Here is a 20,058-nt window from a genome sequence, read left to right on the forward strand (position 1 = left end):
CCAACGAGTTACGGTATGTAGCAAGGTTAAGTACTTAAGGTACGGAGCCGAAGGGAAACCAAGTCTTAATAGGGCGACTAGTTGCATGCCGTAGACCCGAAACCGGGTGACCTATCCATGGCCAGGTTGAAGCGAGGGTAAAACCTCGTGGAGGACCGAACCACGTTGCTGTTGAAAAAGCATGGGATGAGCTGTGGATAGCGGAGAAATTCCAATCGAACTCGGAGATAGCTGGTTCTCCTCGAAATAGCTTTAGGGCTAGCGTCGGACATGTGAGTAGTGGAGGTAGAGCACTGAATGGGCTAGGGGGCATAGCGCTTACCGAACCTTATCAAACTCCGAATGCCACATACTTTTAATCCGGCAGTCAGACTGTGAGTGATAAGATCCATGGTCAAAAGGGAAACAGCCCAGATCGTCAGCTAAGGTCCCAAAGTGTAAGTTAAGTGGGAAAGGATGTGGGATTTCTAAGACAACTAGGATGTTGGCTTAGAAGCAGCCACTCATTGAAAGAGTGCGTAATAGCTCACTAGTCGAGAGATCCTGCGCCGAAAATGTAACGGGGCTAAACTTACCACCGAAGCTACGGGTTCACACTTAGTGTGAGCGGTAGAGGAGCGTTGTAATCGGGCTGAAGTCGTACCGTAAGGAGCGGTGGACTGATTACAAGTGAGAATGTTGGCATCAGTAGCGAGATGTAGGTGAGAATCCTACAGGCCGAATATCTAAGGTTTCCTCAGGAAGGTTCGTCCGCTGAGGGTTAGTCGGGACCTAAGCCGAGGCCGAAAGGCGTAGGTGATGGACAATCGGTTGATATTCCGATACCACTATAATCGTTATTATCGATGGTGTGACGGAGAAGGATAGGATGTGCTAACTATTGGATGTTAGTCTAAGCGTTTAGGGAGTTAGAGTAGGCAAATCCGCTTTAACAATCCTGAGGCGTGATGGGGAAGGTTCCACGGAACCGAAGTATCTGATTCCATGCTTCCAAGAAAAGCATCTAGAGAGAGAAGTAGTGCCCGTACCGCAAACCGACACAGGTAGATGAGGAGAGAATCCTAAGGCCGGCGGAAGAATTGCAGTTAAGGAACTAGGCAAATTGACCCCGTAACTTCGGGAGAAGGGGTGCCTACGAGAGTAGGTCGCAGAGAATAGGCCCAAGCAACTGTTTAGCAAAAACACAGGTCTCTGCTAAAGCGAAAGCTGATGTATAGGGGCTGACGCCTGCCCGGTGCTGGAAGGTTAAGGGGAACACTTAGCGTAAGCGAAGGTGTGAACTTAAGCCCCAGTAAACGGCGGCCGTAACTATAACGGTCCTAAGGTAGCGAAATTCCTTGTCAGGTAAGTTCTGACCCGCACGAATGGCGTAATGACTTGGGCACTGTCTCAACTGCAAATCCGGCGAAGTTGTAGTGCGAGTGAAGATGCTCGCTACCCGCGATTGGACGGAAAGACCCCGTAGAGCTTTACTGTAGCTTAGCATTGAATTTCGGTATTATCTGTACAGGATAGGTGGGAGACTGGGAAATTAGGACGTCAGTCCTAATGGAGTCGTCCTTGGGATACCACCCTGATATTACTGGAATTCTAACTGGACGCCATGAATCTGGTGACAGGACATTGTTAGGTGGGCAGTTTGACTGGGGCGGTCGCCTCCTAAAAAGTAACGGAGGCGCCCAAAGGTTCCCTCAGAACGGTCGGAAATCGTTCGTAGAGTGCAAAGGCAGAAGGGAGCCTGACTGCGACACCCACAAGTGGAGCAGGGACGAAAGTCGGGCTTAGTGATCCGGTGGTACCTCGTGGGAGGGCCATCGCTCAACGGATAAAAGCTACCTCGGGGATAACAGGCTGATCTCCCCCAAGAGTTCACATCGACGGGGAGGTTTGGCACCTCGATGTCGGCTCGTCGCATCCTGGGGCTGAAGTAGGTCCCAAGGGTTGGGCTGTTCGCCCATTAAAGCGGCACGCGAGCTGGGTTCAGAACGTCGTGAGACAGTTCGGTCCCTATCCGTCGCGGGCGTAGGAAATTTGAGAGGAGCTGTCCTTAGTACGAGAGGACCGGGATGGACTGACCTCTGGTGTACCAGTTGTTCTGCCAAGAGCATAGCTGGGTAGCTAAGTCGGGAAGGGATAAACGCTGAAAGCATCTAAGCGTGAAGCCCACCTCAAGATGAGATTTCCCATAGCATAAGCTAGTAAGACCCCTTGAAGAACACAAGGTTGATAGGTCAGAGGTGTAAGCATGGTAACATGTTCAGCTGACTGATACTAATAGGTCGAGGGCTTGACCAATAAAAACAGACGATCAACAAAAATTCATATGCAATTTTCAGAGAACACTCTGATATCTGGTGATGATGGCATAGAGGAAACACTCCTTCCCATTCCGAACAGGAAAGTTAAGCTCTATAGCGCTGATGGTACTTCATGGGTGACCGTGCGGGAGAGTAAGACGTTGCCAGGTCCAATGAGGATCTTTAGCTCAGTTGGTTAGAGCAACCGGCTCATAACCGGTAGGTCCGGGGTTCGAGTCCCTGAAGGTCCACCATTTTTGGGGGTATAGCTCAGTTGGGAGAGCACCTGCCTTGCACGCAGGGGGTCAAGAGTTCGAATCTCTTTATCTCCACCATATTGAAAGCTATGAACATTAGTTCATAGCTTTTTTTGTATTATTAGATATATGTAAATTAAATTTTCACTTTTTTTGCTTAATGCATATATGTTAAGTGAAAGGGGATGATAAGATGATTACAAAAACAGTCAATGAGGTGAATTTAAGTATTACTTATAATAAAGGAAAGGATGATAAAGGAAAAGACATTATTAAGAGCCAAAGATTTAAAAATGTTAATTTAAACTTAGGAGAAGATGTTTTATATGAGATGGGAAAATCTTTATCAGATCTTATAAATTATGGAGTAATATCTATTGATAAAGAAGAAAATAGCATTCTTTCAAAAGATAGCGAATAATATTTAAATTTGTGTATGGGGAATAAATAAAAAGGGGGAATTAGTTTATGATAGAAAAGTCATTAGTAATGAGTTTTGCAAATGAATTAGATAAGAAGTTTACTATTACAGTTAAAGATATTAAAGAAAATGTGGAGGAATCTACTATAAATTCTATAATGGAATATATAATATCAAATAATATATTTACTACAAGTGGTGGATCATTAGTTAGCAAAGTATCTGCTAATATAATTAGTAAGGAAGTTACTAATTTTGAAGTAAAATAATAAAATATAAATTTAAGGAGCTACTATAAAAGTAGCTCCTTTTAAGCATAAAATTAATAGAGCTTAACAATCTATTTAAAATATATAGTATTATTTAAAAAGAATAAAAAATATATAGAAATAAGAAACTTGATGCCTATAAAATGTAATAAAATGAAAAAATATTACTAAAGTTAATAGTATACAAGCCATTAATTATTATTATATAATTAATATATGTACAAATAATCGAAAGTGATGTTTACGTTTTCTATGGCAGAACATAAAAGACTATTCATACATATAATATAGATATCAAAACGTTAAAACAAAACATTAGTACCTTTAAAGAATAAGATAGGGAGTGTTTTTTGTGACCAAAATAGAAGAATTAAATGAATACCTTAAGCGTTTAAAACTTGAGAAACGAGAACTTATTTTAGCAGGAAAGAAGACATCAATTATAGATATTAAAATAAAAGAAGTTGAAGATGAAATAAAGACTATTCAGATTTAAATATGGCTTATATAAATTTAATATATGAACATTAAATAGGAATCTAATATATGGAGTTAGATTTCTATTTTTTATATAAGCATTTTATTATTTCCTTACGAATATATATTATATATGTAGAATATATTTTATTTAGTAATATACTTAGGGGGCTGATAAAATGATTAGAACTGTTGTGTGTCATAAAGAAGGATGTAGTGGGAATAAATTTTATATTGAAACGATAGAAAACAAAATTAAGGCTACTTGTAAGGAATGTAATAGTGAATATTTATATGATGTTGGAGATGATAATGGATATGAGTTAGTAGCATCATGTACATCTTGTAAAAATGATAGTTTTAAGTTATTTAGAGATATTAATAAAAAAAAGATATATGCAAAATGTGCTGAGTGTGGAAATCCTCCAGAAAGAATATTTGTAGATCCAGATGGAATTCAAATATCATATGAAACAAAATTACTTCAAGAAATAAAGGATGAACTTACAGGAGTTAATCAAAGGTTATGTAATTTAGATATAAAGGTTGAAAATGTTGATCGTGGACAAAGCATATTAGAAGAATCATTAGCATATGTAAATAAATATATAGTTGAAGAAAGATAGTAATTGATAAATTTACATCCATAAATAAAATATAGTATAATATTTTTATTATTATGGATGGGAGAAAATTTATAAATGTGCAATAAAAATAAGAAAATATTAGCTTGGGCTCTTATGATTTTATGGATGATATTTATTTTTTATATGTCAAATCAACCAGCTAATATTTCAAATGAACAAAGTGATACAGTTTTAAATTTATTAAAGACCTTAGGATTAAATATAAGTGATAAGTATGTTGATATAGCAATAACTATAATTAGAAAGGGAGCACATTTTACAGAGTATCTAATATTAAGCTTACTATACTTTAATGTTTTAAGATTCTATATAAGTAAGAAGAAGTCTTTAATATACTCAGTAATACTTGTATTTTTCTATGCATCAACTGATGAATTTCACCAAACATTTATAGAAGGTAGAGCAGGAAGGTTTACTGATGTTCTCATAGATACATCAGGAGGTACATTTGGATCACTAATAGTACTAACTTTTAATAATATAAGAAATAGACGGTTAAGAAATAAATAAAAAGATAGTTCCTAAATATAGGAACTATCTTTTTTTATTTAAAATCAGTAACATGAATAGTTGAATATCCATTTTTATTTAAAGCTTCTACAATAGGCTTTATTAAGGAACCACTAGAGAAAGTAGAATTAAAAGTATTATCTTTAGTATTAAAATCTATATATTCAAGCTCTAATGTTGGATGATAGAAAAGTGATGCTAAGAAATATGGTGGTGGATTATCTATCCTCTTAACCATTGGTTTAACATCTCTATCTTTAACATAGCCTAAAGGTGCTGGTATAAATACATTCCCTTTATCAGTTTCTTTAAGGGCAGTATAATATAGAACACTGTATGGTTCATATAAATATTTAAAATATTCACCTATAATATCTTTTTGTAATCTTGTTGCTTGATAGTGAGGACTTTCAAAAAAGTTAACTGGTATATTAAGACTATCAGCAGTTTTAAGAGCATTTTCAATTACAGTTCTAGTTTCTTTTTCTGTAGGGTTAAATTTGCTTGATAACTCAGTACCAGAAAGGCTAACATCATTGCCTGATTGATGAGTGTATCCGTGAAGTCCTATTTCACCACCACTATTTATCATATAATCTAATAGGTTAACAAAACCAACGTTGTTGATACAGTTGTTTTTTAATAAATCATTATCAAAATTTTCTCTAGGATTAATATATCTTGGAACCCAAGCCACATGGAATTTAATATCGTTATTAAATAAATAATCTCCTAAAGCTTTTAATTTTGTTTGGTTTTCATCCTCATATAATGCACCACCAGATGAAAAGTCTTCTAATCTAATTAATGCGGCAGGACCATCTTTAAGTCTTTCACTTGAATTTTTTATACGATTATAGTTTGATCTCAATAATTCTATTGAATTGTTTTTAAAATTAAATACGGATGTTAATGAGAATATATATTCTATGTCTGAGATACTAATATAATATTCATCATTATATTTTGGAAGCCATCCTCTTAAATTATATTTATTATTATTAATTAAAGCTTCTTTTTCGGATAATTTAATTGTAATATCACCTTTCTTTAATAGAAGAGGATTATTATCAATTTTTGAGTATCCTAGTTTAGTTGAAATATAATTAAGTGGAATATAATACCTTTGAGCTCTTAATAATACGTCTACATTAGATGGTAACTCTTTTCCAAGTAAGTATATTTTAACTCCATTTACTTTAGTTAATTTATGGTTATTCAAATTAACATTAGAAGTATATATACTTTTAAAATCTCTTGGTTTTATTTTACTTTCAACTTGTCCGTTCTTTACATATGTATTTCCTTGGAAGAAGCTAAAGTAAAAAGCTATTCCATAAGCTGCAAGTAAAACTACTATAGCTATAAGAATATATTTAATTTTTTTTCCTAATTTTTTTATTTTCATAATTCCCTCCCTTTATATATAGATATATATATTTTAACATAATAAAAAATTAAAGACCTTTATATTGACATAAAATAAGGAAATATTAAGGTTAATAAAGGATTACTAAAATAAGATTAAATGTTAAAAAAGTTAACAAAAACACACTAATTATTAATAAATAGTTTCTAAAGACTTGAAATGTTCATAAATCCAGTATATAATGTTCATATGTAAAAGACAAATGTATTTATTGAATGTACGAAAGTTTATTATACGAAGGGGGATATTTATGGAAAAAAATATTAAAAAGAAAGGCTTTCTAAGTTTTATAGAAAGAGTGGGAAATGCTTTGCCGCATCCTGCAACAATATTTGTAATTTTATGTGCGTTTATTATAGTATTATCAGCCATACTTGCAAGTATGGGAGTAAGTGTTACATATACAGGTTTAGATAGGCAAACAAATGAAATAAAAGAAATAACAACTTCTGTTACATCACTTTTAACACCAGAAGGTATTAGATACATGTTTGAAAGTGCAGTTACTAATTTTACAAGCTTTGCACCGCTTGGAACTGTATTAGTTGCTTTACTTGGGGTTGGGGTTGCAGAAGGAACAGGACTTATTGGAACATTATTAAAGAAATTAGTTATAAGCACTCCAAAGAGATTAATAACTGTAGTTGTTGTATTTGCTGGAGTTGTTTCAAATATAGCATCTGATGCAGGTTATGTTATTCTTATACCACTTGGTGCTGTTGTATTTTTAGGATTTAAAAGACATCCACTTGCAGGTATTGCAGCAGCATTTGCTGGTGTATCAGGTGGATTTAGTGCAAACTTAATATTTGGACCAACAGATGCGCTTTTAACAGGAATAACTCAAGAAGCTGCACAAATGGTACAACCAGGTTATGAAGTGTCTATAGCTTCAAACTGGTATTTCTTAATAGCATCAACTGTTTTAATAACAATTGTAGGTACTATTGTAACTGAAAAGATAGTTGAACCAAGACTTGGGGAATATAAAGGTAAAACTGAAGTAAATACATTAGAAGAAGTAACTGAAAATGAAAAAAGAGGATTAAAATTTGCATTAATAGCATTAATAGCGTTTATAGTTGTTATGGCATTACTTGTTGTTCCAGAAGGAGCACCACTTAGAAATCCGGAAACAGGAGAAATATTAAAATCACCATTTATGAATTCAATGGTTGCAATTATTGCTATGGCATTCTTTGTACCTGGAGTAGCTTATGGTATTGGAAGTAAAGAAATTAAAAGTGATAAAGATATAGTGCATTTAATGGGTAAGAGTATGTCATCAATGGGAGGATACATAGTATTAGTATTCTTCGCAGCTCAGTTCGTTGCATACTTTAGTCATAGTAATATAGGTACTATAATAGCAGTTAATGGTGCAAACTTCTTAAAGAATGCAGGAATAGGGGGAATACCTTTAATCCTAGGATTTATTGCAGTATCTGCATTTATCAACTTATTCATGGGATCTGCATCAGCAAAATGGGCTATTATGGCACCAGTATTTGTACCAATGTTAATGGGAATGCAATATTCACCAGAATTAGTTCAAATGGCATATAGAATTGGTGATTCAACAACTAATATAATTTCACCACTTATGACATACTTTGCACTTATAGTTGCATTTGCTGAAGTTTATGATGAAGAATCAGGAATAGGAACTCTTATTTCCACAATGGTTCCTTATTCAATAGCATTTTTAATATCATGGAGTATATTATTAATAATATGGTACGTATTAGGTTTACCACTTGGACCTGGTGCTGCATTAATGCTGTAATAGTAAAAGCAAGAAGCTTAAAGCTTCTTGCTTTTATTTTTATTATTGGCTTTAAGCCTGTTGAGTGCGCAATAGCGTACGAAACATTAAACCACCTGCTATGCGGGTGCGGAAGCGGTTTGTTATACAAAAAAATCACCTTTCCGATATAATGTAGTTGTTCAGGCTACGATATAATGAAAGGAAAGGTGATTTTAATGGCTAATAAAACTAATAGTTTATCTCACACAAAATGGATGTGTAAATATCACATTGTGTTCACTCCAAAGTATAGACGAAAAGTTATATATAATCAATACAAGGCAAGTGTTAGAGATATAATAAAACAACTGTGTGCATACAAAGGAGTAGAAATAATAGAAGGACATTTAATGCCGGACCATGTACATATACTTGTGAGCATCCCTCCAAAGATAAGTGTTTCAAGTTTTATGGGATATTTAAAAGGTAAAAGCGCACTAATGTTGTTTGATAAGCATGCAAATTTAAAGTACAAGTTTGGAAATAGACATTTCTGGGCAGAAGGATACTATGTAAGTACGGTTGGATTAAATGAAGCAACAATAAAGAAATATATTCAAGAGCAAGAAAAACATGATATAGCGATAGATAAGTTAAGTGTAAGAGAGTATGAAGACCCTTTTAAGGGTTAAAAAGTAATACGTCACCCCTTTAGGGGTAGCAAAAGCGGCAAAGGCAAGTAGCTTGAACAAAGTGAAAGCTAGCGCCTTTAGACGCTAGCCGGTAACACTTGGGCTTATAGCCCCAGAGCAAACCACCCGTTGGACGGGTGGTTATGATTTATTTACTAGAGAAAATAAAGAATAATATAAGAAGTATTTATAAGAAGAAAATTGATAAATAATATGATACAATTATATTTGTTAAATTATGTAGATAATTATGGAAGTATAAATTCAGGAGGAATAAAATACATGGAAATTAAAAAGTTTAAAAATGGTTTTACCACCTTTGTGGGTGCAGCGTTAAAGCCATTGATTCTTATTTTAGTCCTTACGGCAATAGGAAGTGTTAAAGCATATTATAAAGGAATAGATTTATCTGCTTTTATTGCAATTATATTTGCTTTAAGTACTATTGTTTTAGGGTACTTATTACTAAAGAATAAGACTTTAACTAACAAAAGTAAATTAATAATTATTTTACTTTGGTCATTTATAGTAAGAGTACTGTGGCTAATAAATATAAATACAGTACCTGTTTCAGATTTTAATACAATGTATGAGAGTGCAAAATCTGTACTTCAAGGTAATTATGATATGATGTGGGGAACAGGATATATAGCTAGATTTCCTCATTTAACTGTTATGACAATGTATATGGCATTAATGCTAAAGATCTTTCCTAATGCACTTTTAGCTATGAAAATAGTTAATTTAATATTAGGAGTAGTTACAGTTTACTTAATATATTTAATATCAAGAGAAATATTTGAAGATAAAAAATATGCTTTAGTTGGAGCCTTAATTTCTTCAATATTCCCACCTTTTATATCATACACAGGAGTATTTTGTACGGAGAATATAGCAATACCATTTTATTTAGCTAGTATATATATTTTCCTTTTAGCATGTAAGAAAAAAGTTAAACCTTATATGTTTGTTCTATCAGGTGCACTTTTATCAATAGGTAATTTATTTAGAATGGTAGCTGTTATAACAGTAGTTGCTTTTGTTATGTATATAATAATTTATACTGACAATAAGGTAAAAGAGAAATTAAAAAATATATTAATGATCATAATATCATTTATACTTATACTTGTAATTGCAAGTTCAACATTAAGAGCATTTAAAATAACCGAAAATAATCTATGGAAGGGTAGAGAACCTGCAATAACTATTATATTAAAAGGAACAAATGTTGAGCATGGTGGAAGATGGAACTTAGATGATGCAGCGATTCCAGAAAAATATAATTTTGATTATGATGCTATAGAGAAAGCATGCAAAGATAAGATATATGAAAGATTAACTACAACACCAATTAGTAAACTTGCAAGTTTTTATTTAAGTAAGTATGCAGTACAATGGAGTGAAGGAGACCTTAGTGGTATCTTCTGGTCACAACTTAATGTTTCAGATGATGGAATAATAGTGAAATTTGATGCTGGTGGAAAGATTATCGAACAAGTTATTTATGCAATAATCTTAATGCTAGTATTTATAGGTTTATTTAATAAGAAGAGATATAAAGAACATTCAGAAATAAATCTTTTCTATATAATTTTCTGTGGTTATGGATTATTTTATTTAGCTACAGAAATGCAATCTAGATATTCATATATAGTATGTTGGTTATTTATTATATTAGCTATATCTGGATTTGAAAAAATAAAAAAATTTAAAAACTAAAAATGGACAAAGATACTATATAGTAATATGAGGGATTAAAAGCGTACTTATATTACTATATATTCATGTTTTTATTAAAGGTTTTCAAAGAGCTAATAAAAAATTTATATAAAAGATGGAGATGAGGGAATGAAACTAAAGAATATTTTAAATAAGGAGAGAATTTATAGTAATGCTACTTTTATTAAATTAATATTTTTTGTAATTTTTATACTGAAAACTATTATATTTTTAAAAGTTGGAACATCAGAAGGGGGAAGAAGTTTTGATGGATGGAGCATTCCTAATAATATATATACAATAATTGAGTATTTATCATTACTTGCAATTTTAATATTTCCATCATTTATATGTAAGGGGAAAAATCAATTAAGATATTTATTAATTGTAGATTGTTTATACTCTATATTACTTATAGCAGACCTTTGGTACTATAGAACAAGTGGATATTATTTAGGAGTCAGAGATATATTATATAAAGGTTTATTTAATCCATTTGATAATAGTCTTATACAGCCTGATATTTTAGATTTATTATTTATAATTGATATTCCAGTAATAATTTTTATGCTTAAAAAATTAACTTATAATAAAAGTTATAATAGAAGACCTATTATAGGGATCTTAGGAATTGTAATCTGTGTTGCAGCTTCATATTCAGTTCGTTATAATGTTGATATAAAAAATATAACAAAAGGTAAAGTTAAAATTATGGGATCAAATTCTCATACACAAAGAGAGATGATTAATGCATCACCAATTGGTTATCATATTTATGAAGCTAAGACTGCAATAGAGAAAAAGTTCAAAAAGCCAAATGAATCTCAGATGAAGAAGGCAGATGAATGGTTAAAGTGGAATAAAGAAAATTTACCTGATAATAAATACAAAGGTATTTTTAAAGGAAAAAACGTAATATTTCTTCAAGTTGAATCTTTAGAAAACTTTGTTATAAATAAAAAGGTTAAGAATCAAGAAATAACACCTAATCTTAATGAATTAATTAAGCATTCTTTATATTTCGATAATATTTACGAACAAAATAATGGAGGAAATAGTATAGATTGTGATATGATGGCTAATACAAGCTTATTAACTCTTGGTAAATCAATTACATTTATAACAAATCCAGAAGTACAATACGAATCATTACCAAGAATATTATCACAAAATGGTTATTATACAGTATCAAATCATGCTGAAAACGGTGGTGATTGGAAGTGGGCTGAAGCTCATAAAAATGCATTAGGCTTTGATAAAATTTTGGGTAAATACTCATATAATATAGATGAAAAAGTTGGATTTGGTCTTTCTGATAGATCATTCTTAAAACAATACTTAGGCAAATTAAAAACTTTTAAAGAGCCATTTTATTCAACAATTGCTACATTATCAAGTCATGGTCCTTTTGATATTCAAGAAAAATATAGAGAGCTTAAATTACCTAAAGAAGTAGACAAGAGTTATTTAGGTGGATACTTCCAAAGTGTTCATTACACAGATAAAGAGATAGGTAAATTTATAAAAGGCCTTAAAGAATCAGGACTTTTAAAAGATACATTACTTGTAATCTATGGAGATCATACTGGAGTTCATAAGTATTATAATAAACAAATACAAAATGTACCCCTTGAAGGCGATTGGTGGAAAAAACAAGATCACAAGATACCTTTAATAATCTATGGAGAAAATATTAAACCTAAAACTATAAGCAATTATGGTGGACAAATAGATATAGAACCAACTGTATTATATCTTTTAGGAATAAATACAAATAACAAATATTTTATGGGAAGAAATCTACTAAATACTAAAAGAAACGCTACTGTATTAAAAGGAAGTAAAGTAATTGGTAATCCAACTGAAGAAGATAGAAAAAGACTAAAAGAGGCTTATAAAATAGCAGAGTATATTATAAATAATGACTACTTTGTAAATAGAGGTCTTGTAAACTAATAAAATAGGAGAATTAATTTTATGAAACTTAATAAGATGATTACTAGATTATGGGAAAAAGCGCCTGGTAAAATCCTTAAATTTGGTATATTTATATACCTTATTATAAAAACTATATGTTTTATGCTAATAGGGTCATCAGTAACTGGTAGAACGCTAATTGGATGGGGACTAAGTATAGATGTAGAACTTATATTAGCACATTTAGCATTTCTAGCAATAATAGTTATACCAGCTTTTTTCTTTAAGGGAAAAAGACAAGTCACATACTTAATAATAGCAGATGCATTATATACGTTATTATTAGTAGCAGACCTTTGGTATTATAGGGCTAATAGGAATTTTTTAGGGTTTAGACATATTTTCTTTAGAGAGACTTTTAATCCACTACACCAAAGTTTAATAAATCCAGATAAGCTAGATATACTATTTATAATTGATATACCAATTCTTATAATAATAAGAAATAAAGCTAAATTTATAAACAATTATAAAAAGAATTTAAAAATAGCTATAGGCGGATTAGTAGCCTGTGTAGCTATAATATATGGTACTCACTACCTTATAGATGTTAAAGATGTTACAAAAGGTAGAGTAGCATTTATGAAAACTGAGTGGTCACCATTTGCTATAATGAATAATACATCACCCATTGGATATTATGTATTTGATGGTGTAAGAACTTTTGAAAAGAAAAATATGAAACCTAATGAAGAAGAGATGAAAGAAGCTGACAAATGGCTTGAATGGAATAATAAAAAGTTACCTGATAATAAATATAAAGGTATGTTCAAAGGTAAAAATGTAATATTCCTTCAAATAGAATCATTAGAAAACTTTGTGATAAATAAAAAGGTATATGGACAAGAAATAACGCCTAATTTAAATAGGTTAATTAATAAATCACTATATTTTGATAACTTCTATGAGCAAAATAACGGTGGTAACAGTATTGATTGTGACATGATGGCTAACTCAGGAATGCTTACATTAGGAGATAGTATTACATTTTTAACTCATGCTGATGTTAAATATGAAGCATTGCCAAGAATATTAAATAGAAATGGATACACAACAGTTTCAACTCATGGAGAAAGAGCTGGAGATTGGAATTGGTCAGAAGCTCATTCAAATGCATTAGGATATTCTAACATGTGGGATCTTATGTCATATGATGCATCTGAGATGTTTGGAATGGGTATATCAGATAGATCATTCCTTACTCAATATGCAGAAAAATTAAAAACATTAAAACAACCATTTTTCTCAAGTATACCAACGTTATCAAGTCATGGACCATTTGATCTTCCAGAAAAATATAGGAAGCTTAAATTGCCAGAAGAAATTGATAAAAATAAGTTAGGTGGATACTTCCAAAGTGTTCATTATGCAGATGAACAAATAGGTATGTTCATAGATAAGTTAGAGAAAGAAGGGCTTATGGATAATACAGTTCTACTTATATATGGAGATCATGCTGGAGTTCATAAATATTATGATGATGAAATTCAAGATTTACCTTTAGAAGGTGATTGGTGGAAGCCATATGATCACAAAATTCCATTAATTATATATGGAAAAGGTGAGAATGGAAAAAGTATTAAAGGTGAAGTTATAAGTAAAGCTGGAGGACAAAGCGATATAACACCAACAGTTTTATATCTATTAGGAATAAATACTAATGCTAAGTTTATGGGAAGAAATCTTTTAAATACAGATAGAGATGCAACTGTAATAAAAGGTAATTTAGTAATTGGAAATCCTAAAAATGAAGAGGAAAAGAATAACTTGGAAAATGCATACAAAATAGCAGAATATATTATAAAAAATAAATATTTTGAAAATAGGGGATTAATAAACTAAAATATTAATAATATAGAATAAATGAAGCAAAGTAGTTTGCTTCATTTTTTATCTAAAAATATCGAAAAATAGTGTCTAAATATACAAGAATAAAGAAAATGCATACAAAATGAAAAAATTTTAACAAAAAATTTCTTAATATTATTAAATTGTATTGGAATAATAAGTAATAAAGTCTTACTAATGGAAAAGTGATTATAAATTTATAAAATAACTAATTTTAAAATGCCTAGACGTAAGTAATATAGCCACTTTAAAAGTAATTTATATATTGGAAAAATAGAGCGATTATATACACTAATTGATAAATTTACCACGAAAAAGTAAGAAATATGTAATTAAATCTTAATACAAAATTAAGCTAAATAGAGAAAGATATGTAATTTTATGCAATGGAATGTGTTTATAAATGTCTAAAAATAATATATAATATAAAAATGAATTTTTTTATTTTATTCTTTATAGGAGAGTTTAGATGAGTAGAAGAGAAGATACGCGAAGAGACAACATCGAAAGAGAAAGTACTCTTAGAGAAAATAAGAACAGAAATATAAAACGTAATAGAAAGAAAAAAAAGAAGTGGAAAACACTTATATGCTTTATAGTTTTTGAATTAATATTTACTATTGTTACAGCGCCTTTTATACTTCTATACGGACCTTTTGAAAATGCAAAGAGGATATATGTAGGTTCAGCGATGACTACATTAAATCATCAATATTTAGCTACATGGTTTTTATCTAAAGAAAAAATTAACGAGATATTAAACTCAGGTGGCGATAATAGTAATTTAGATTTAAAAAATAATGATTCTGTAGTCCAAGTAAGTGGTAAAAATGACAATACTATAGAATTATTTAAATTTGAAAATGCAAAATATAACGGAAAAATGCTTGTAATTAAAGATCCAAAGAGAGTTCAAGTAGCTTATACAAGTAACCTTTATAAAAAAGGAGAAACAACTTCAGAAATGGCTGAAAAAAATAATGCAGTAGCAGCTATTAATGGAGGATCATTTGTTGATACTTCAAGTAATTCAAATTGGACAGGCAATGGTGGAACACCAACTGGAGTTATAATATCTAATGGCAAGCTTGTATTTTCTGATTTGAAATCAGATAATGCTAAAACAGAATGTATGGCAATAACAAACGAAGGAAAAATGCTTGCAGGTAAATATTCAATAAATGAACTTAAAGCCTTAAATGTAAAAGAGGCAGTAAGTTTTAAACCTGTGCTTATAAAAGATGGAGCACCAACTCCTTTAGATGGTGGAAATGGCGCTTGGGGTATTGCACCAAGAACTGCAATAGGACAAAGAGCCGATGGATCTATAGTAATGATGGTCATAGATGGAAGAGATTTAGTTTCAGGAATGGGTTGTACAATGACAGAGCTTCAAACACTTATGCTTACAAAAGGACAATGTGTTACAGCTATAAACCTAGATGGAGGTAAATCAACTACTATGTACCTAAATGGTGAAGTTATAAACAAAGTTTCTAACGGACTAGGCGAAAGATATATCGCTTCATCAATTATAGTTAAATAAAAAAGGAGAGCCATATGAAAAAAGTAAAAATTATTATAGCTTGGATGTTAGTATCAGTTATACTTCAGTGTGCTGGACTTTTTTTCCTAGATAAATTTTATTTTAAAGATAATACTGACGTTGAAATGGAGCAAGTTTCTATAGAAAAAGTAGAAGAAAAACCGGAAGTTCATGTAAGTATTCCAGAGGATGCAAAAGATGTTAAAGTATCATATGATGGTAGATATGTAACATATAAAGATGGATATGATATGAATATGTATGATACAACTACTGGAGAAAGTAAAACTTTTGATGATGTAGAAGATAGACAAATTTTAAAATTAACTTGGCTTGCAGATAGAGACAAGCTTTTAACATTAGAAAGAGATGGCTACCAAATAGCACTTTATAATTATGATCCTGAAAAGGGAACAAATGATAAGATGGTAGATATATGTCAATATAGTAGTCAATATAAGACTTTTGACATAAAGGTTTCAACAATTACAGGGGTTACCTATGTTAGAGTCAACAATATGGTTTATAGAGTTGATATAAATCAAAGCCAAGCAGTTTCAGTACCTATAGTTGTAAGAAATTTAGGTAGTTTAGCATTAATGCCAACTAAAGATAGATTAGTATATATGGCTAAGAATGGACAAATAGTACACATAACTCAACCTAAAGAAAGAATTGCAATTCCATCAGGCGGAGATCCTAAAATACTTGGAGTAGATTCAGAAGGAATTGCCTATATTGGTGAGGGCAATGGAGTAACTGTAAGCAAAATAATTAAAAAGGATTTAGATGATCCAAATATTAAAAGTAGTACTATAAAGCTTACAGAACCAGTAAAATACAATGAAATATTTATTGGTGAAAATGGGGAAATATTTGTAAATTATAATTCAAAGCATTTAGTTAAAGAATTAAAATCAGGACAAGAAACTAAATATGAAGGTAAATTTATTTCAATTTACAATAAAGGTGTAGCTACTTTAGTAGATAACAAATATTATAAAACTAAATTTGGTAAGTAAGATAAGGAGTGCTTTTAAAGCACTCCCTTATTTTATATAGAAAATGCACAATTATAAAAATATATGTGGATATAGAAAATGTATAAAAGCTAAAAATAATAAATATAAGGTTATATAGTATAGGAGGAGTTATTATGAAAAAAATATTAAATATAGCACATAGAGGATTTAGTGGAGTATATCCAGAAAATACTATGTTAGCTTTTGAAAAGGCTATAGAGGTTGGTTGCGATGGAATAGAAACAGATGTACAACTTACTAAAGATGGTGTAGCAGTTATATGTCATGATGAAGAAGTTGATAGAACAACAAATTCTACAGGACGTATTTGTGATTATACATATGATGAACTTATGAAATTAGATGCTGGTATAAAATTTGGAGAACAATTTAAAGGATTAAAAATACCAACACTTAGAGAATTTTTAGAATTTGTAAAAGACAAAGATATTATGATAAATATAGAAATTAAAAATAGCATAATTCATTACGAAGGAATTGAAAAAATTACTTATGATTTAATTGAAGAATATAATCTTCAAGATAGGGTAATAGTATCAACATTTAATCATTACTCAGTAAGAAAATGTATAAGATTAAATAGAAAAATTAAGACAGGGGTACTCTATGGGGATTGTATCTTTGAACCATATAATTATGTTCAAATGGTGGGAGCAAATGCACTTCACCCAGAATTTAATAGTATTACAGAAGAAATAGTAGAAAAAGCTCACGATAACAACTTAGAAGTAAATGTTTATACAGTTAATAATAAGGAAGATATAAAAAATATGATTGATTTAAGAGTAGATGGTATAATAACAAATTATCCTAACATATTGAAAGATCTATTAAAATAATTAATTTCTTATTATACATATTAGATAGAGTTATAGGAGATAAATTTTCCTATTGTAGTTTTTTTATTCTAAATTGTTTTAACATTTCATAGAAATTACTATGAGAGTTTTTGAAATGGAAGTGAGCAATTTAAATGAAAAAATATAGTATATATAATTTAAGAAATATTGGGTTTATAGGTCACGGATCAACAGGCAAAACATCTCTAGTTGAAGCATTATTATATAATGCAAACGTAATCACGAGGCTTGGTAAAATAGAAGAAGGAACAACAGTAAGTGATTATGATGATGAAGAAAAGAAACGAAAAATTTCTATTGGAGCATCAATAGCACCGTTAGAATGGAATGATACTAAAATAAACTTGGTTGATATGCCAGGATACTTTGATTTTGAATATGAATCAATACAAGGTATGAGAGCAGTTGATATTGCAACTATTGTTGTTTGTTCAGTATCTGGAGTACAAGTCGGAACAGAAAAAGCATTTGATTACTGTAATAAAATAAAATTGCCAAGAGCATTCTTTATTAATAAGTTAGATAGAGAAAATTCTAACTTTGATAAAACTCTTAATGAACTTAAAGAAAGATTTGGAATAAGTGTTGTTCCAATACAATATCCGATAGGAAAAGAAAGTGATTTCAAAGGTGTAATTAATGTAATATCAAATAAAGCTAGAATATATAACGAGAAAACAAAGAAAATGGAAATTGCAGAAGTTCCAGAAGAATATATAGATAAGGTTAAAGAATGTAAGGAAATGATAATGGAAGCAGTTGCAGAAACTGATGAAGAACTTTTAGATAAATATTTTAGTGAAGGAGTATTAAGTGATGATGAAATATATAAAGGTTTAATAAATGGATGTTCAATGGGAGATATAGCACCTGTAATGTGTGGAAGTGCACTTAAATGTATAGGTATGAATTGTATTCTAGAAGATATTGTAGAATGTTTCCCATCACCAGAACTTTCAATAGCACAAAAAGCTATAAATAAAGATAATGAACCTGAATATGTTTGTTTATCAGAAGAAAATAAGTTTTCTGCATTTGTATTTAAAACTATAGCAGACCCATTCGTTGGAAAGATGTCGCTTTTTAGAGTTATTACAGGAAAACTTACAGACGATACGACAGTTTTAAATGTAAATAAAAATAAGAAAGAAAAACTTTCAAATATATTCTTTATAAGAGGAAAAAATCAAATACCAACTAATGAAATAATTGCAGGAGATATTGGCGGGGTATCTAAGCTTCAGTTTACTGAAACAGGGGATACATTAGCAGATAGTGGCTTTAATCTTGCTTATGATAAGTTAAACTTTAAAGAACCAACTATATCAATGGCAATACTTCCAAAGACAAAAGGTGACGAAGATAAAATATCTGGTGCTTTAAATAAATTATTAGACGAAGATAAAGCTTTTAAAGTAACTAGAGATATTGAAAATGCAGAACTTATAATATCAGGGTGTGGAGAAACTCACTTAGAAGTTATTGCAAATAAAATAAAAAATAAATTTGGTGCTGAAGTAATATTAAGAGAACCAAAAGTGCCATATAGAGAAACTATAAAAGGAAGTGCTGATGTTAGAGGAAAGCATAAAAAGCAATCAGGGGGACATGGCCAATATGGAGACGTAAAAATTAAATTTGAAAGAAGATATGATGGCAATAATGATTTAGAATTTATTGATCAAGTAGTTGGTGGGGTTGTGCCTAGAAACTTTATACCAGCAGTTGAAAAGGGACTTAAAGATTGTATAAAGCATGGTGTTCTTGCTGGATACCCAGTTATAGAACTTAAAGCAACCCTTCATGATGGTTCATATCATCCTGTAGATTCATCTGAAATGGCATTTAAAATAGCTACAGCAATAGCATATAAAAAAGGACTTGAAGAAGCAAATCCAGTATTATTAGAGCCTATAATGAAAGTTGAAATAATTATTCCGAGTGAATATATGGGAGAAGTAATTGCAGATATAAATAAGAAGCGTGGAAGAGTAATTGGAATGGAACCTATATCAAATAAACAAAAAGTTATTTGTGAAGTTCCACTTGCAGAAATGTTTAAATATACAACTGATTTAAGATCTATAACTCAAGCTAGAGGTGAATATAAAATGACTTTTTCAAAATATGAGGAAGTTCCAAAGCTTGAAGCTTCAAAAGTTATAGAAAAAACTAATAAGGAAAAAGAATAATAAGGCATATCAATAAAAGGCATAATTTTAAAAATGAAAATTATGCCTTTAAAATTATTGAAATTTCTACAAAAAAGTATAATAATTTATAAAAAATTACACATAATAACTATGAAATAATTCA

The 20,058-nt window shown here is 30.7% G+C and carries 15 protein-coding genes, 2 tRNA genes and 2 rRNA genes (1 of these 19 running past the window's edge); 18 read left to right on the forward strand and 1 reads right to left on the reverse strand.

Going from position 1 to position 20,058, the window contains the following annotated elements:
- The 9 genes from ACZ5TJ_RS01660 to ACZ5TJ_RS01700 all read left to right on the forward strand — a co-directional run.
- Nucleotides 1-2,295 (forward strand): 23S ribosomal RNA (locus tag ACZ5TJ_RS01660); it begins 614 nt to the left of the window's first position.
- 55 nt (nt 2,296-2,350) lie between these two features.
- Nucleotides 2,351-2,467 (forward strand): 5S ribosomal RNA (rrf, locus tag ACZ5TJ_RS01665).
- 7 nt (nt 2,468-2,474) lie between these two features.
- Nucleotides 2,475-2,551, forward strand: a tRNA-Ile gene (locus tag ACZ5TJ_RS01670).
- Nucleotides 2,552-2,556: 5 nt separating this feature from the next.
- Nucleotides 2,557-2,632, forward strand: a tRNA-Ala gene (locus ACZ5TJ_RS01675).
- A gap of 115 nt (nt 2,633-2,747) precedes the next feature.
- Complete coding sequence (locus ACZ5TJ_RS01680) at nt 2,748-2,975, forward strand: DUF1659 domain-containing protein (RefSeq protein WP_045725346.1); 228 nt, start codon at nt 2,748-2,750, stop codon at nt 2,973-2,975.
- 47 nt (nt 2,976-3,022) lie between these two features.
- Nucleotides 3,023-3,244 (forward strand): DUF2922 domain-containing protein, encoded by a 222-nt coding sequence (locus ACZ5TJ_RS01685; RefSeq protein WP_464200880.1) that lies wholly within the window; start codon nt 3,023-3,025, stop codon nt 3,242-3,244.
- A 352-nt stretch (nt 3,245-3,596) separates the two neighbouring features.
- A complete protein-coding gene (locus ACZ5TJ_RS01690; protein WP_464200881.1) occupies nt 3,597-3,740 on the forward strand; it encodes a hypothetical protein in 144 nt (47 codons plus the stop codon).
- 160 nt (nt 3,741-3,900) lie between these two features.
- Nucleotides 3,901-4,347, forward strand: coding sequence for a hypothetical protein (locus ACZ5TJ_RS01695; RefSeq protein WP_464200882.1), 447 nt, complete (start codon nt 3,901-3,903; stop codon nt 4,345-4,347).
- A gap of 75 nt (nt 4,348-4,422) precedes the next feature.
- The gene (locus ACZ5TJ_RS01700; RefSeq protein WP_464200883.1) at nt 4,423-4,878 is read left to right on the forward strand and encodes a VanZ family protein; all 456 of its coding nucleotides are present in this window, start codon (nt 4,423-4,425) and stop codon (nt 4,876-4,878) included.
- A gap of 34 nt (nt 4,879-4,912) precedes the next feature.
- Here ACZ5TJ_RS01700 and ACZ5TJ_RS01705 read toward each other — a convergent pair whose 3' ends face one another.
- A complete protein-coding gene (locus ACZ5TJ_RS01705; protein ID WP_464200884.1) occupies nt 4,913-6,286 on the reverse strand; it encodes a DUF2334 domain-containing protein in 1,374 nt (457 codons plus the stop codon).
- Between the two features lie 271 nt (nt 6,287-6,557).
- On the opposite strand from ACZ5TJ_RS01705, the gene ACZ5TJ_RS01710 reads away from it, so the two are divergent.
- The 9 genes from ACZ5TJ_RS01710 to fusA all read left to right on the forward strand — a co-directional run bounded on the left by ACZ5TJ_RS01710 (nt 6,558) and on the right by fusA (nt 19,934).
- Nucleotides 6,558-8,093, forward strand: coding sequence for an AbgT family transporter (locus ACZ5TJ_RS01710; protein ID WP_464200885.1), 1,536 nt, complete (start codon nt 6,558-6,560; stop codon nt 8,091-8,093).
- A 197-nt stretch (nt 8,094-8,290) separates the two neighbouring features.
- The gene (tnpA, locus tag ACZ5TJ_RS01715; RefSeq protein WP_464198428.1) at nt 8,291-8,746 is read left to right on the forward strand and encodes an IS200/IS605 family transposase; all 456 of its coding nucleotides are present in this window, start codon (nt 8,291-8,293) and stop codon (nt 8,744-8,746) included.
- A gap of 282 nt (nt 8,747-9,028) precedes the next feature.
- Complete coding sequence (locus ACZ5TJ_RS01720; protein WP_464200887.1) at nt 9,029-10,468, forward strand: glycosyltransferase family 39 protein; 1,440 nt, start codon at nt 9,029-9,031, stop codon at nt 10,466-10,468.
- Nucleotides 10,469-10,597: 129 nt separating this feature from the next.
- Nucleotides 10,598-12,424: an LTA synthase family protein gene (locus tag ACZ5TJ_RS01725; RefSeq protein ID WP_464200889.1), complete on the forward strand. Its 1,827-nt coding sequence runs from the start codon at nt 10,598-10,600 to the stop codon at nt 12,422-12,424.
- Nucleotides 12,425-12,445: 21 nt separating this feature from the next.
- A complete protein-coding gene (locus ACZ5TJ_RS01730; protein ID WP_464200891.1) occupies nt 12,446-14,287 on the forward strand; it encodes an LTA synthase family protein in 1,842 nt (613 codons plus the stop codon).
- Between the two features lie 475 nt (nt 14,288-14,762).
- Nucleotides 14,763-15,839: a phosphodiester glycosidase family protein gene (locus ACZ5TJ_RS01735; RefSeq protein WP_464200893.1), complete on the forward strand. Its 1,077-nt coding sequence runs from the start codon at nt 14,763-14,765 to the stop codon at nt 15,837-15,839.
- Between the two features lie 14 nt (nt 15,840-15,853).
- Nucleotides 15,854-16,861: a hypothetical protein gene (locus tag ACZ5TJ_RS01740; protein WP_464200895.1), complete on the forward strand. Its 1,008-nt coding sequence runs from the start codon at nt 15,854-15,856 to the stop codon at nt 16,859-16,861.
- 134 nt (nt 16,862-16,995) lie between these two features.
- Nucleotides 16,996-17,721 (forward strand): glycerophosphodiester phosphodiesterase, encoded by a 726-nt coding sequence (locus tag ACZ5TJ_RS01745; RefSeq protein WP_464200896.1) that lies wholly within the window; start codon nt 16,996-16,998, stop codon nt 17,719-17,721.
- A gap of 134 nt (nt 17,722-17,855) precedes the next feature.
- Nucleotides 17,856-19,934, forward strand: a complete 2,079-nt coding sequence (gene fusA, locus ACZ5TJ_RS01750) for an elongation factor G (RefSeq protein WP_464200897.1) — start codon at nt 17,856-17,858, stop codon at nt 19,932-19,934.
- Nucleotides 19,935-20,058: the final 124 nt, after the last annotated feature.

Source organism: Clostridium budayi, assembly GCF_055396605.1.